A 13,131-nucleotide genomic window follows, 5' to 3' on the forward strand; every position below is an offset into this window, starting at 1 on the left:
ACCACATCCGCTGCGGCGCCTTCTGTTGCACAAAGCTACGCGGTGCAGGCATTTCGGGATGAGGTACTCTGGTCGCGCGATATGCGAACGGTGCGTTCGCATAATGAACGACTTACGACGAAGTGAGGTTCCCGTGCAGTTCCACCACCACGGCTACGTCTCCGGCGACCCGCGCATCCACGAGCCGGCCGGCACCGGGATCGACCGCCCCGCCGAGCTGCCGGACGAGATGGATGTGCTCATCGTGGGCACCGGCCCCGCCGGGATGATCGCCGCAGCCCAGCTCTCCCAGTTCCCGAACGTCACGACACGGATCGTGGAGCGCCGCCCGGGCCGGCTCGCCATCGGGCAGGCCGACGGCATCCAGGCCCGCAGCGTCGAGACGTTCCAGGCGTTCGGCTTCGCCGAGCGGATCATCGCCGAGGCCTACCGCATCACCGAGATGGCGTTCTGGAAGCCGGACCCCGCCGACCCGTCCCGCATCATCCGCACCGCGCGGCCGGTCGACGACCCCACCGGAGTCAGCGAGTTCCCCCACCTGATCGTCAACCAGGCCCGCGTGCTCGACTACTTCGCCGAGGTGATGGCGAACTCGCCGGCCCGGATGACACCCGACTACGGCTACGAGTTCGTGCGGCTCGAGGTCGGCGAGGGCGAGCATCCCGTCGCCGTCACCCTGCGCCGGACGGCCGGACCCGACGAGGGCGCCGAGCACGTGGTGCACGCGAAGTACGTCGTCGGGGCGGACGGCGCGCGCAGCAAGGTCCGCGAGGCGATCGGCTGCCACCTGGCCGGCGACCAGGCGAATCACGCCTGGGGTGTGATGGATGCGCTGGCCGTCACCGACTTCCCGGACATCCGCACCAAGTGCTCGATCCAGTCGGAGGCGGGCAACATCCTGCTCATCCCCCGCGAAGGCGGCTACCTGTTCCGGATGTACGTCGACCTCGGCGAGGTCTCGACCGAAGACAAGGGCGCGATCCGGGCCACCTCCATCGAGCAGATCGTCGAGCAGGCCAACCGCATCCTGCACCCGTACACGCTGGATGTGCGCAACGTCGCCTGGCACAGCGTGTACGAGGTCGGTCACCGGCTCACCGACCGCTTCGACGACGTGCTGCCGGAGGAGCTCGGGATGCGCACCCCGCGCGTCTTCATCACCGGCGACGCCTGCCATACGCACAGCGCGAAGGCCGGCCAGGGCATGAACGTCTCGATGCAGGACGGCTTCAACATCGGCTGGAAGCTCGGGCATGTGCTCGACGGCCGCAGCCCGGAGAGCCTGCTCGCCACCTACTCCGCCGAGCGGCAGGTCGTCGCGAAGGACCTCATCGACTTCGACAAGCAGTGGTCGACCCTGATGGCGAAGAAGCCGGAGGAGTTCGAGAGCCCGTCGGAGCTGGAGGACTTCTACGTGCGCACCGCCGAGTTCCCGGCCGGATTCATGACGCAGTACGCGCCGTCGCTCATCGTCGGGGAGCAGAGCCACCAGGAGCTCGCGACCGGTTTTCCGGTCGGCAAGCGCTTCAAGTCCGCTCCCGTGGAACGGGTGTGCGACGGCAACCCCGTACACCTGGGCCACCATGCGCGCGCCGACGGCCGGTGGCGCATCTACGTCTTCGCCGACGACGCCCGGGCCGGGGAGCCCTCGGCGGTGGCAGACCTCGCCGGCTGGCTGTCGTCGTCGCCCGACTCGCCGCTCGCCGCGACGCCGGCCGGCGCCGACCCGGACGCCTGGTTCGACGTCAAGGTGATCTATCAGCAGGACCACACGGCGGTCGACCTGGGCGCGGTCCCCGAGCTCTTCCTCCCGCGCGTGGGGCCATTCGGCCTGATCGACTACGAGAAGGTGTACGCCGCCGACGCGGACGACGACATCTTCGCGGTCCGCGGGATCGACCGCGCCGGTGCGATCGTCGTCGTGCGGCCCGACCAGTATGTGTCGGCGGTCCTGCCCCTTGCGGCCACGGACGAGCTGGCGGCGTTCTTCCGACCGGTCCTGCTCAGCCGGGAGCTGGCCGGCTGACGCTCGAGAGTCCGACGGTCGTCTAGCCTGGCGGGCGTGGACCGCTTCGAGACGATCGCCGAGGGCGTGCACGCCGTACGCATCCCCATGCCGGGCGGCGGGCTGCCGTACAGCCTGGCCTACCTCGTCGAGGACGATCGTGGACGCCTCCATGTCATCGACCCCGGCTCCCCCACGGTCGAGGCGGCCGGCGCGCTCCTGGGCGCGGTGGATGCGCTGGGCCGCGCGCCGCGCGACATCGCGTCGATCGTCATCACGCACCTCCATGCCGACCACGCGGGAGGCGCCGCGGCCGTGCGCGCAGCGAGCGGCGCCACCCTGCTGATGCACGCGCGCGAGGCCGAGGCCGCCGCGGCGATCACCCGAGGGATCCCCGAGCCGGACCTGGACGCGTGGGGCGTTCCCGCCGACCGCCGCCCGGAGCTGCTTGCGGCCGTCGCCTCACCGATCGCGGCCGGGCTGCCCGCGCCGGACGCCGTGCTCGCGGACGGGGACCTTCTCGACATTACGGGCCGTCGCCTCCGGGCACTATGGACGCCCGGGCACACTCCCGGCCATCTGTGCCTCCATGAGGAGGATGCCGGGCTCGTCTTCACCGGGGATCACGTGCTGCCGACCGTCAACTCGGGTCTCGGCCTCGGCGGCCCGACGGCCACCAACCCCATCGCCGACTACCTCGCCGGGCTCAGCCGCATCGGGGAGCTGGACGCGCTCGCCCTGCCCGGGCACGAGCATCCCTTCACCGGCCTGGCGGAGCGCACAGCCGCCCTGCGCGAGCACCACCTCCGCCGGTCACGCGAGGTCGCCGCGCATCCCGGCGGCACCGTGTGGGAGATCGCGCGCGACCTGACCTGGACCGGCGGCTGGGACTCCCTCTCCGGCTTCACCCTGCTCTCCGCCCTCGCCCAAACCGCCCAGCACCGCGACTTCGTCGCCCCCTGACCCCTCCTTGCCCGTTCCCACCCACCGTCGAGTCCGCACAAATTGCACACGAAACGCCGTGCGAGCGTGCAAAGTATGCGGACTCGACGGTGGGTGGGAGGGGGTCAGCGGAGGTCGGACTCGATGGCGGCGGCGGCGGTGCGCAGGCGCGCTCCGATCGCGGCGGCGTCCACGTCGTTCGCGACGTAGACGACGGCGAGAGCCGCCACCGGCTGCCCGGGCGCCACGACCGGCACGGCGATCGACGCGAGACCCGCGATCACCTCGTCGTGGCTGGTCGCGTACCCCCGGCGCTGCGCGAGTGCGGCGTCGTCGCGGGGATGCTCCCCCGGCAGCGCCCGCCACTGCGCCTCGGTCAGGGCGGACTGGATGGCGATCCCCGGCGCACCCGAGGCGAGCGGGTGCCGCGTGCCCGGTCGTTGGGCGACCGTGGCGTGCGCGTGCGACGGCTCCACGGTCACCAGCGTGACCACGTCGTGGCGGTCGAGCACGGCGAGGAAGGCCGTCATCGTGAGCTCGTTCGCGACGGCCGTCAGCTGCGGAAGGGCCGCCGACTGCAGATCGCGCGACACCGACCGTGCGAGTGTCGCCATCCGCGGCCCGAGCTCCACCGCACCGGCCGCGTCGCGCACGACGAGCCCGTGGTCCTCGAGCGTGCGGAGGATGCGGTACGTGATCGAGCGATGCAGCCCTAGCCTCGACGCGATCACCGGGATGCTGAGCGGCTCCCCCGCGTCGGCGAGCAGTTCGAGCATCCGGATGCCGCGCGACAGGGTCTGCAGCGGCGGCGTCTGCGTACTCGTCTGGCCAGAGGGTTGCGCGGCATCATCGGTGGGCACGTGTTCGATTATAGAAACACGCCTCCGCCGCGGTCTGCCCTGCGCAGATTCGCGACGGGCAGAAGCCGCAGACACCGCGGTCCACGGCTCCCACACTGGGCTCATGGACACCGACAAGACCTCTCCCGTGCAACGGCTGCTCGACGAGCGCATCGTCTTCCTCGGCAGCGAGGTGACCGACGAGGTCGCCAACGACATCTGCGCCCAGCTGCTCCTGCTGGATTCGATCGCGCCCGACCGCGACATCTTCCTCTACATCAACTCCCCGGGCGGTTCGGTCACCGCCGGGTTCGCGATCTTCGACACCATGAACTTCGTGAAAGCCGACGTGGCCACGCTCGCGCTGGGCTTCGCCGCCTCCATGGGCCAGTTCCTGCTGTCGTCGGGGAAGCGCGGCAAGCGCTACGCCCTGCCGAACTCCTCCGTGGTCATGCACCAGCCGCACGGCGGCTTCGGCGGGACCTCGGCCGACATCCAGACGCAGGCGAAGCAGATCCTGCACTTCAAGCGGCGGATGGCCGAGCTCACCAGCGAGCAGACCGGACGCCCGGTGGCGCAGATCATCGAGGACGGCGACCGCGACCGCTGGTTCACCGCCGACGAGGCCCGCGACTACGGCTTCGTGGATGAGGTGGTCGGCTCGACGACGGCGCTCAAGCCGTAGCCGACCTCAAGCCGCGGATCCGTCAGGCGCCGACCGGCTGCCGGGTGTTGACCACATCCACCCGGGCGTCGATGAACGAGTGCACGCTCTCGTGGATGTGGTACTGCGTGTGCGAGAGGCGCGCGTCCCTGCTCCGCAGCAGCGCGTGTGCGGCCGCCCGGCGCGCGCGCAGACGCCCGAGCGAGATCGCGGAGGCGAGCAGCACCGCCAGAGCCAGCGCGGCGCCCGCGCCGTCGACCGCCGCCTGCCACCCGGGGGCGGTCACGGCGAGGGCGACCGCCCAGGCGGCACCGATCACGACGAGCGCCGCGCCGGCGGTCCACAGCGTGACGCGGGCGAGCCGCAGCGGATGCGTCGCGAGCAGCGCCCGGGCCTCCGCGTTCTCGCGCTCGTGCTGACGACGGCGTTCCTTCGCCCAATGCAGGTCGCGCTCGTGGCGACGGGCGAGCAGTTGGGCCCGGTCGTGGGCATGGTTGTAGGGCAGGGTGGTGTGCACGATACGTCCTTTGCGCGTTCGGGTTCTCCCGCGGACCGGTTTCGGGTCGGCTCCCGCGGGGCTCAAGACAGTAACTCGGGTGTGACATCCGCGAGCATAGCCAGAAAGACCGGTCTGTGGGTCGTTTGGAGGACACGGTTCTGTACCCCAATCCGGGCGACACGGATGCGGTCCACCCGGCGCTGTTAGGGTGTGGACTTCCGGGAGTGCGCGGAAGGGGAGCGGATGCGGAAACCGGTCGTCGCAGCAGTCGTGGGGGCGCTCGCCCTCATAGCGGTCGCCGCGGCCGTCGGCGTGGGCCTCAAGGCCGCCACGCCTGCCCCTGCGGCGAGCGCACCCTCCAGCCCTCCCCCGACCACCGACCGGCAGGCGCCGGCGTTCGCGTCGCCGCGGCTCTATCTCGATCCGAATACCGAGGCCGCCGCCGCGCAGAAGCGCCTGCTCGCCCTCGGGGACACCGCCGGTGCGGCCGTCGCCGATCAGATCGCCACGGTGCCGACGGCGGTCTGGCTGGGCGAGTGGTTCCAGGGCGACCGGCTGGTGACCGAGCTCAGCAATGACGTCGCCGACGCACGTGCGCAGAAGGCCACCCCGGTCTTCGTCGCCTACGGCATCCCTAACCGCGACTGCGGCGGATACTCGAAGGGCGGGCTCTCCGCCGACCAGTACCTGCCGTGGATCCGCACCATGGCATCCACCCTGCAGGGCAGTGGCGCGGTCGTGCTGCTGGAGCCCGACTCGCTGGCCATGCTGTCGTCCGAGAAGTGCGCGGGGTCGGCGGAGGTCCGTCTTCCGCTGCTGCGTTCGTCGGTGAGCATCCTCGAGGGGGCGGGCGTCGCCACATATCTCGACGGCGGGAACGCCCGCTGGCTGTCGCCGGACGACCAGGCTGCGTGGCTGAAGCGCGCGAACATCGAGGAGGCGCACGGCTTCTTCACCAATGTCTCGAACTTCGACACGACGCAGCGCGAACGCGACTACGCGGGCCGCCTCTCGTCGAAGGTCGGCTGGAAGCACTACGTGATCGACGTCTCCCGCAACGGCAACGGCTGGACGGGCACCTGGTGCAATCCGCCGGGCGCCGCTCTCGGGCAGGACCCGAAGGTGACCGAAGGCAGCGACGGCAAGCTGGATGCGCTGCTCTGGGTGAAGCATCCCGGCGTCAGCGACGGCAGTTGCAACGGCGGTCCGGCCGCGGGCGTCTGGTGGCAGGCCGGAGCGGAGGCGCTCGTGAACGGCCGCGACAAGTGACCGTGAGCGCCTGCGAGCAGCTCGCCGCTGCCTGCGACCGCCTCGCCGCGCGGACTCCACCCCTGTCGCCGGGGCGGTTCCTGCGCGACCTCGGCCACGAGGTCGCGGGGGTCCGGCGCGGTCCGTTCTGGTTCCTCGACGCCGGGCGTGGCGGCTCCAACCGCATCCGCGGCCGCGGCTTCCGCCGGCACGTGGACGACGGGACGGAGGGCCAGGCGCGCCACTTCGCCGGGATCGTCTCGGTCGCCGCCCGCGTGGGGTCGCGTCCGGCCCGCTGGCTGTCCATCCACGTCGGACGGGATGCGCCCGACACCGCCGACGGCCGCCTCACCGATCTCGCGCTCGACTTCGTGCGGTCCGTCCGCTCGGGCGAACTGCCGCTGAGCGACACCGGCGACTGGGTGCGGGCGCGGCTCTGCGCGGGCGCCGCATCCTTCCAGCGCTCCTGAGCCGCCGCCGCTACTCCGTCGACGGCAGGTGACGCCCGCGGTGGATCTCGTACAGGCTCGCGTGCCCGGGCGAGTCGGGGTCGTCGACGATCGGCCGGTCGGCCATGAACAGCCGGATGATGTGGGCCAGCTCGCCGGGATGGCTGAAGTTGATCGCGTGCGCCGCCCCCTCGATCCGCACCACCAGCACGTGGTTGTCCGTCGCCGACGCGATCTCCCGCACCCGGTCGGGGCCTGGCAGCAGCGGGTCGCGGTCGCCGATCACGACGAGGGTCGGGATGCGCAGCTCCAGCAGCCGCTCCAGCGACGGGTACGACGTGAGGGCGCTGAACATCTTGAACGTGCTCGGAACCCCGAAGCGGAGGTAGTCCGGCGTCGCCACCCGCATCATCCGGGGCGGCTCACGCCCTCCGTCCCGGGTCAGCTGGCCGATGGCCCGACGCAGCGGCCTGTTGTAGACGCCTCCCGCCGGCGAGACCAGGATGGCGCGCTCGATGCGCTCGGGATAGTGGTGCGCGAACTCGAGGATGACCGGGCAGCCCATGGAGTTGCCGACGAGGGTGACCGTCTCGATGCCCCGGTCGTCGAGGAACCGCGCTGCGTCGCGCGCGAGGTCCGGGATGTCGAGACCCTGCGGCACCTTGCCGCTCCGGCCGAAGCCGGGCAGGTCGGGGACGAGGGTGTGGAACTCGTTCGCGAGCCGCTCGGCGGTGGGCAGCAGGTACCGGCCGGACAGGCCGAAGCCGTGCACGTGCATCATCGCCGGGGCGTCCGGAGGGTTCGGCGATTCGCGGTAGAACACGTCGACCCCGTCGACGACGGTCCATCGCTCGGAAAGGCTCGACGCCGGTCGGCGCGGGAGGCGCCGCGGCACGCTCTTGGTGCTCATGGCGCGATCCTGCTCGCCTCAGGCGGCCTCGCGCAATGCAGTACCTGTCAGCGCAGCGCGGCCCGGAATCCGGCGTAGTCGTTGAGCCGGTCGAGACCCGCGGTGGCCGCGGATTCGTGCGACCCCACCACGACGACGCGGGCGCCAGAGGCCACCGCCGCAGCGATACCGGCCTCCGCGTCCTCGAACACGACGCAGTCGCCGATCGGTACGCCGAGCTGCTCGGCGGCGCGGAGGTAGCCCTCGGGATCCGGCTTTCCGCGGGTGACGTCCTCCGCGGCGACGAGCACGTCGGGCACAGGGACTCCGGCGGCGCGGAGCCGGCCGACGGCCAGCTCGCGCGGCGCACTGGTCACCACGGCGACCGGCGCTCCGTCGGCCACGAGACGACCGAGCAGAGCGACCGCACCCGGGATCTCGACGATGCCGTCGGTGCGGGTGACCTCCTCTGCGACGAGCCCGCCGACCAGGCCGGCCCGGTCGTCGTCGGTCAGTGCGGGGAGGAAGTGCGCGACGGTGTCGACCGCCTGCCGGCCGTGAGCGTACGCGAGCAGTGCCGACGCATCCAGCCCGTGCCGGTCGGCGAAGGCCGTCCAGACGGATTCGACCACCGCCGTCGAGTCGACGAGCGTCCCATCCATGTCGAACAGGAAGCCGGCCGCCAAGATCTCATCCACGCTCCGAGCTTAGGAGAAGGCAGGGGATGCGCCCCCCGGCCAGACGAGAAGGGCGACGAGAAGGGCGGTGAGAAGCGCGACGACAGGGGCGGAGGGGGTCCATCCCACGGTGCCGCCGGAGCGGCGGACCCCCTCCGCGACGTTCACACCAGGGCGGCTGAGAAGCGCGCGGGGCGGAACGTGTCGAGGAGCGGCGACTTCTCGCCGGTCAGGATCTCGCGGGCGAGGAGTTCGCCCGCGATCAGCCCGAGCGTCGCGCCGCTGTGGGTGAAGGCCACGAAGTAGCCGTCGATCTGCTCCAGCTCACCGAGCACGGGCTCGCCGTCGCCGGGGATGGGCTTGCCGCCGATGCCGAAGCCGTCGAGCTCCAGCGTCGGGTGGCCGGCGAGCACGCGCGACGCCTCCTCCAGCAGGCGGTCGACGATGCCGTCCGGCACGGTCACGGAGCCATCGTCTCCGACGATCAGCGCCTCTTCCGACCAGGCCGAGTCGAGGGCGAGGGCACCGGTCGGGGTCGGACGGACGGCGACGTTGGGCGTATTCAGCACGGCCGTGAGCCCGGTCTGCACCGGCTTGGTCCAGACGAGGAGCGCCTCGGGGCTGCCGTCCTCGATCGTCACGCCGTGCTCGGCCACCTGGGCGGGGACGCCGGGGCCGGTCGCGAGCAGCACGGCGTCGGCGTCGAAGCGACGGCCGTCGGGGGTGACCGCACCGACGGCGCGGCCGTCCTCCACCACGACCTCGACGTGTCCGGCGTTGGTGATCAGTGTTCCGCCGCGCGACGTGAACTCGGCCGCGAGGTACGCGATGAGCGACGGCAGGTCGACCCAGCCCTCGCCCGGGTTGAAGATGGCGCCCTCGGTGGCGATGGCTGCCGGGTCGACCCCGGGGGCCCACTCGGCGATGTCGTCGGCGCTGAGCCACTGGGCGTCGTAGCCGATGGCACGCTCGTGCTCCAGGATGTGCGCGAACGACTCGCCCTCCGGCGCCCAGGTCAGTCCCCCGTCGAAGCGAAGGAACTCCGCGACGTCGGCGCGGGCCGCGAGGGTGCGGTAGCGGTCGATCCCGAGCTGGCGCAGCGCATGGTACTCCGGCGAGCGCAGGCCGGCCGTGTTCAGCCAGGACAGCGAGCGTCCGCTTGCGCCGCTGGCGAGCTCCGCCTCGGTCAGCAGCGTCACCTGGGCGCCGGAGCGGACCAGCTGGGTCGCGGTCGAGACGCCGAGGACGCCGCCGCCGATGACGACGACGCGGGTGCGGGTGGATGGTGCGGTCATGGTGCTCACTTTCGGTTCAGCGTGTGGATGGTGTCGATCAGTTCGAGGGCCGCCAGGCTCTCCCGCGGGTCCACCGGGAGCGGCGTCCCGCCCTGAAGCGCGGCGGCGAGCTCGCGGTAGAAGGCGGCGTAGTCGCCGGGCACGAGAGGGATCTCGTCGGGATGCGCGTCCGTTCCGAGGCGGCCGGGGGTGTTCGCGTGTCCGAGCCGCGGATCGCCGGGGAGGGTGCCGCCGGCGAGCTGCGACTCCTGCGGGTCGAGGCCCCAGGAGACGAAGCCGGAGCGCGAGCCGAGCACGCGGAACCGCGGCCCGGCGATGGGAGCTACGGCGCTCATCCAGAGGTGGCTGGTGGTGCCGGCGTCGTGCTCGAGGACGACGAAGACGTCGTCGTCGGCCCCCGCGTCTCGCCGGTTGCGCAGCTCGGCGTGCGCCACCCGGGCGGGGCCGAACAGCAGCAGGGCCTGGTCGATGAGGTGCGCGCCGAGATCGAAGAGGATGCCGCCGCCCTCCTGCACGGACGTGGTCGACTTCCACGACTCGTCGGCCGCGGGCTTCCACCACTCGAACCGGGACTCGAAGCGGCGGACCTCGCCGAGCGCTCCGTCGTCGACGAGTCGCCGCAGGGTGAGGAAGTCGCCGTCCCACCGGCGGTTCTGGAAGACGGTGAACGGCACGCCCGCCGCTTCAGCACACTCGATCAGGGCGCGGCCGGCCGCCGTGTCCGGCGCGAACGGCTTGTCGACGACCGTCGCCAGACCCGCATCGATGGCGGCCGTCGCGTGGGCGACGTGCAGCGGGGTCGGCGAGGCGACGACCACCAGGTCGAGCCCGGGATGCGCGAGCAGCGCATCCACGTCCGGCACCGCCGTCGCGCGCGGGTGGTCGGCGGCCAGCCGGTCCGTCTGCGAGGTGACGACCGCGGCGAGCTCGAACGCGGGGTCCGCCGCGAGGAACGGCGCATGGAAGACCCGCCCGGCGACGCCGTAGCCGATCAGGCCGACGCGGATCACAGCACCTCCGAGAGGAAACGCTGCAGGCGCGGGCTCTGCGGCCGGTCGAACAGGTCGTCCGGTCGTCCCGCCTCCACGACTCGACCCTCGTCCATGAACACGACCTGGTCGGCGACCTTGCGGGCGAAGTTCATCTCGTGGGTGACGACGACCATGGTCATGCCCCGGCGACCCAGGTCGGCCATCAGGTTCAGCACGCCCTTCACGAGCTCCGGGTCGAGTGCGCTGGTGACCTCGTCGAACAGCATGACCTCGGGCTCCATGGCGAGCGCTCGGGCGATGGCGACGCGCTGCTGCTGGCCGCCGGAGAGGTCGCGGGGGCGGTGGTCCATCCGCTCGCCGAGCCCGACCTCGACGAGGCGCTCCTCGGCGATCCGCTGCGCCTCGGCCTTCGGCATGCGCTTCACCGACCGCAGCGCCAGCATGACGTTCTGCAGCGCGGTGTGGTCGGGGAACAGGTTGAAGTGCTGGAACACCAGGCCGATGCGGCGGCGGAGCACATCCGGCTTCGTCCCGAGGATGCTCGCTCCGTCGAGGCGGACATCCCCGCTCTTCGGCTCGTGCAGCCGGTTGATGCCACGGAGCATCGTCGACTTGCCCGAGCCCGACGGGCCGATGACGCAGGTGGTCGTGCCGGGTGCGACGGAGATGCTCACGCCGCGGAGCACGTCGATGTCGCCGTACGCCATCGTCAGGTCGACGAGGTCGAGCGCGGAGCCGCGGAAGTCCGGCGTCTGCTGCGCGGGAAGCGGAGAGGTGTATGTCATGTGTTGCTCCCGAGGGTGATCGGCGCCGGCGGCTGGACCTCGTCCAGCTCGTCCAGTCCGCTCTTCGGCGGGGCCGGCTTGCGTCGTCCGGTGCGGAACCGGTTGTCGAAGTAGTTGACGAGGTGCGTCAGCGGCACGGTGATCACCAGGTAGAACAGTCCGGCGAGCACGAGCGGAGACAGGTTGCCGGTCAGCACCGCGGCGTCCTGGCCGACGCGGAACAGCTCCCGCTCGCCCACCAGCAGCCCGAGGAAGTACACGAGGCTGGAGTCCTTCACGATGGCGATGAACTGGTTCACGAGCGCGGGGAGCACCCGGCGGATGCCCTGCGGCACGACCACCAGGGCCATCGCCTTGGCGTAGCTGAGGCCGAGCGCCCGGCAGGCCTCGAGCTGCCCGCGGTCGACGCTCTGGATGCCGGCGCGGAAGATCTCGCCGATGTACGCGGCGGCGATCAGCGACAGCGCCAGGATGCCCAGCGGGTACGGGGACGGCCCGAAGATCGACTGCGAGAACCGCGCGAAGCCCTGGCCGATGAGCAGGATGGTGAGGATCGCCGGGAGCCCGCGGAACACATCCGTGTAGATGCGGGCGGGGATGCGGAGCCATCGCGAGGTGGAGATCCCCATGACGGCGACCACCATGCCGAGCACGACGCCGATGACGGTCGCCGCGATCGAGATGATCAGCGTGTTGACGAGTCCGACACCGAGGAGCTGCGGGAAGACCTGCAGCATCGACGGGATGTCGAAGAAGGTGTGCGTGATGGTGGTCAGCCAGTCCATGGGGATCTCCCTGAGCTCCTACTTCGACGGGGTGGGCGTCGAGGTCTGCTCCGCCTTCGGCAGGTACTGGGTCGGCATCGGCGACCCGGGGAACCACTTCTGGTAGAGCTTCTTCCAGGTGCCGTCCTCCATCGCCTCGTGGAGCGCCTTGTTCAGCGCGTTCTTCAGGGCGGGGTTGCCCTTCGCGATGGCGAAGCCGGCGGGGGCGTCGAACGAGGGGATGTCCTCCGCGTCCTTCAACGTCGGGTACTGGGCGACGTAGCTCTTGGCCGCCTCGTAGTCGAGGAAGTGCGCATCCACCGATCCGCTGTTGACCGCGGAGACGGCCGCGTTGTTGTCGGGGAAGCGCACGAGGCTCGCCTTGGGGAAGTTCTTGACGGCGTACGCCTCCTGCAGGGTGCCCTGGACGACGCCGAGGCGCTTTCCGGCGAGGTCCTTCGCGGAGTCGATGCCGCTGGCCTTCGTGGTGAGCACGGTGAGGTAGCCCGCCAGGTAGCCGTCGGAGAAGTCGACCGTCTTCTTGCGCTCGTCCGTGATGCCGATGGCGGCGACGCCGACATCGAACTGGTGGTTCGCGACGGCGGCGAGCAGGCCGGAGAAGTCCTGGCCCGTGAACACGGCCTTGCCGAGGCCGGCGCGCTTGGCGACGTCGGTGAACAGTTCGACATCGAAGCCGGTGAAGTCGCCCTTGGCATCGGTGAAGGTGTACGGCTTGGCGTCACCGAGGCTGGCGACCCGAACCGTGCCCGCCTCGATGAGGCCGTAGGGGTTGTCCTTCGTCGCGGAGCCGGAGGCGCCGCCGGCGCTGCAGGCAGCCAGGACCAGGGCGGCGGTTGCCGCGGCGGCCAACAGCCCGGCCGGCCGGAGGATGGTGCGTCGTTTCACTGCGGGGGTCCAATCGTCTGGGGGATGGTCGGCGAGAAACGGGACGTGTGATCCTCGTCGATCGGTGCGGGTTGCTGAGACCGGTCTCTGGCGATTACGCTGAGACCGGTCTCAGTTGGTTTTCTGGGACGCTACATCACGTTTCCCGCGTTCGTCAACACTCGGAGTTCGCAGGAG

General features: G+C 71.1%; 14 protein-coding genes. 5 read left to right on the forward strand and 9 right to left on the reverse strand.

The features are described from left to right. Positions 1-133 precede the first annotated feature (133 nt). Positions 134-2,026, forward strand: a complete 1,893-nt coding sequence (locus BLR91_RS16730) for an FAD-binding monooxygenase (protein ID WP_089879873.1) — start codon at positions 134-136, stop codon at positions 2,024-2,026. A 36-nt stretch (positions 2,027-2,062) separates the two neighbouring features. Continuing rightward, positions 2,063-2,968 carry an MBL fold metallo-hydrolase gene (locus tag BLR91_RS16735; protein ID WP_089879870.1) on the forward strand — a complete coding sequence of 302 codons (906 nt, stop codon included), beginning with the start codon at positions 2,063-2,065 and terminating at the stop codon, positions 2,966-2,968. A gap of 104 nt (positions 2,969-3,072) precedes the next feature. Here the strand turns inward: BLR91_RS16735 and BLR91_RS16740 are convergent, their stop codons facing one another. Continuing rightward, complete coding sequence (locus BLR91_RS16740) at positions 3,073-3,750, reverse strand: IclR family transcriptional regulator (protein ID WP_269457367.1); 678 nt, start codon at positions 3,748-3,750, stop codon at positions 3,073-3,075. A gap of 160 nt (positions 3,751-3,910) precedes the next feature. Here BLR91_RS16740 and BLR91_RS16745 point away from each other — a divergent pair, with 160 nt between their 5' ends. Further along, positions 3,911-4,471 (forward strand): ATP-dependent Clp protease proteolytic subunit, encoded by a 561-nt coding sequence (locus BLR91_RS16745; protein WP_020075990.1) that lies wholly within the window; start codon positions 3,911-3,913, stop codon positions 4,469-4,471. 22 nt (positions 4,472-4,493) lie between these two features. Here the strand turns inward: BLR91_RS16745 and BLR91_RS16750 are convergent, their stop codons facing one another. Then, on the reverse strand, positions 4,494-4,967 hold the full coding sequence (locus tag BLR91_RS16750) for a hypothetical protein (protein ID WP_089879867.1): 474 nt from the start codon (positions 4,965-4,967) through the stop codon (positions 4,494-4,496). 225 nt (positions 4,968-5,192) lie between these two features. Between BLR91_RS16750 and BLR91_RS16755 the strand changes: the two genes are divergently transcribed. Both BLR91_RS16755 and BLR91_RS16760 read left to right on the forward strand, forming a co-directional pair. Next, complete coding sequence (locus BLR91_RS16755; RefSeq protein ID WP_089879864.1) at positions 5,193-6,218, forward strand: glycoside hydrolase family 6 protein; 1,026 nt, start codon at positions 5,193-5,195, stop codon at positions 6,216-6,218. Between the two features lie 2 nt (positions 6,219-6,220). After that, complete coding sequence (locus BLR91_RS16760; protein ID WP_231918965.1) at positions 6,221-6,667, forward strand: hypothetical protein; 447 nt, start codon at positions 6,221-6,223, stop codon at positions 6,665-6,667. A 10-nt stretch (positions 6,668-6,677) separates the two neighbouring features. Here BLR91_RS16760 and BLR91_RS16765 read toward each other — a convergent pair whose 3' ends face one another. From BLR91_RS16765 to BLR91_RS16795, 7 genes are all read right to left on the reverse strand, one after another. Beyond that, a complete protein-coding gene (locus tag BLR91_RS16765) occupies positions 6,678-7,556 on the reverse strand; it encodes an alpha/beta fold hydrolase (RefSeq protein ID WP_089879858.1) in 879 nt (292 codons plus the stop codon). 47 nt (positions 7,557-7,603) lie between these two features. After that, positions 7,604-8,233: an HAD-IA family hydrolase gene (locus BLR91_RS16770; RefSeq protein ID WP_231918966.1), complete on the reverse strand. Its 630-nt coding sequence runs from the start codon at positions 8,231-8,233 to the stop codon at positions 7,604-7,606. Between the two features lie 143 nt (positions 8,234-8,376). Then, complete coding sequence (locus BLR91_RS16775; protein ID WP_029042881.1) at positions 8,377-9,507, reverse strand: NAD(P)/FAD-dependent oxidoreductase; 1,131 nt, start codon at positions 9,505-9,507, stop codon at positions 8,377-8,379. 5 nt (positions 9,508-9,512) lie between these two features. Further along, positions 9,513-10,517 carry a Gfo/Idh/MocA family protein gene (locus BLR91_RS16780; protein ID WP_089879855.1) on the reverse strand — a complete coding sequence of 335 codons (1,005 nt, stop codon included), beginning with the start codon at positions 10,515-10,517 and terminating at the stop codon, positions 9,513-9,515. Then, a complete protein-coding gene (locus BLR91_RS16785; protein WP_018189273.1) occupies positions 10,514-11,284 on the reverse strand; it encodes an amino acid ABC transporter ATP-binding protein in 771 nt (256 codons plus the stop codon). Before BLR91_RS16785 ends, BLR91_RS16780 begins: the two co-directional genes overlap by 4 nt. After that, entirely contained in the window at positions 11,281-12,069 is a 789-nt protein-coding gene (locus BLR91_RS16790; protein ID WP_020075997.1) for an amino acid ABC transporter permease, read from the reverse strand. Before BLR91_RS16790 ends, BLR91_RS16785 begins: the two co-directional genes overlap by 4 nt. A gap of 18 nt (positions 12,070-12,087) precedes the next feature. Beyond that, a complete protein-coding gene (locus BLR91_RS16795) occupies positions 12,088-12,954 on the reverse strand; it encodes an ABC transporter substrate-binding protein (RefSeq protein WP_018189271.1) in 867 nt (288 codons plus the stop codon). Between the last annotated feature and the right edge of the window lie 177 nt (positions 12,955-13,131).

The organism is Leifsonia sp. 466MF, assembly GCF_900100265.1.
Taxonomy (GTDB): domain Bacteria; phylum Actinomycetota; class Actinomycetes; order Actinomycetales; family Microbacteriaceae; genus Leifsonia.

Excerpts from the sequence above, each read along its gene's own strand:
- BLR91_RS16745 (WP_020075990.1), top strand. The coding sequence starts at position 3,911 with ATGGACACCGACAAGACCTCTCCCGTGCAACGGCTGCTCGACGAGCGC.
- BLR91_RS16755 (WP_089879864.1), top strand. The coding sequence starts at position 5,193 with ATGCGGAAACCGGTCGTCGCAGCAGTCGTGGGGGCGCTCGCCCTCATA.
- BLR91_RS16765 (WP_089879858.1), bottom strand. The coding sequence starts at position 7,556 with ATGAGCACCAAGAGCGTGCCGCGGCGCCTCCCGCGCCGACCGGCGTCG.
- BLR91_RS16775 (WP_029042881.1), bottom strand. The coding sequence starts at position 9,507 with ATGACCGCACCATCCACCCGCACCCGCGTCGTCGTCATCGGCGGCGGC.
- BLR91_RS16785 (WP_018189273.1), bottom strand. The coding sequence starts at position 11,284 with ATGACATACACCTCTCCGCTTCCCGCGCAGCAGACGCCGGACTTCCGC.
- BLR91_RS16790 (WP_020075997.1), bottom strand. The coding sequence starts at position 12,069 with ATGGACTGGCTGACCACCATCACGCACACCTTCTTCGACATCCCGTCG.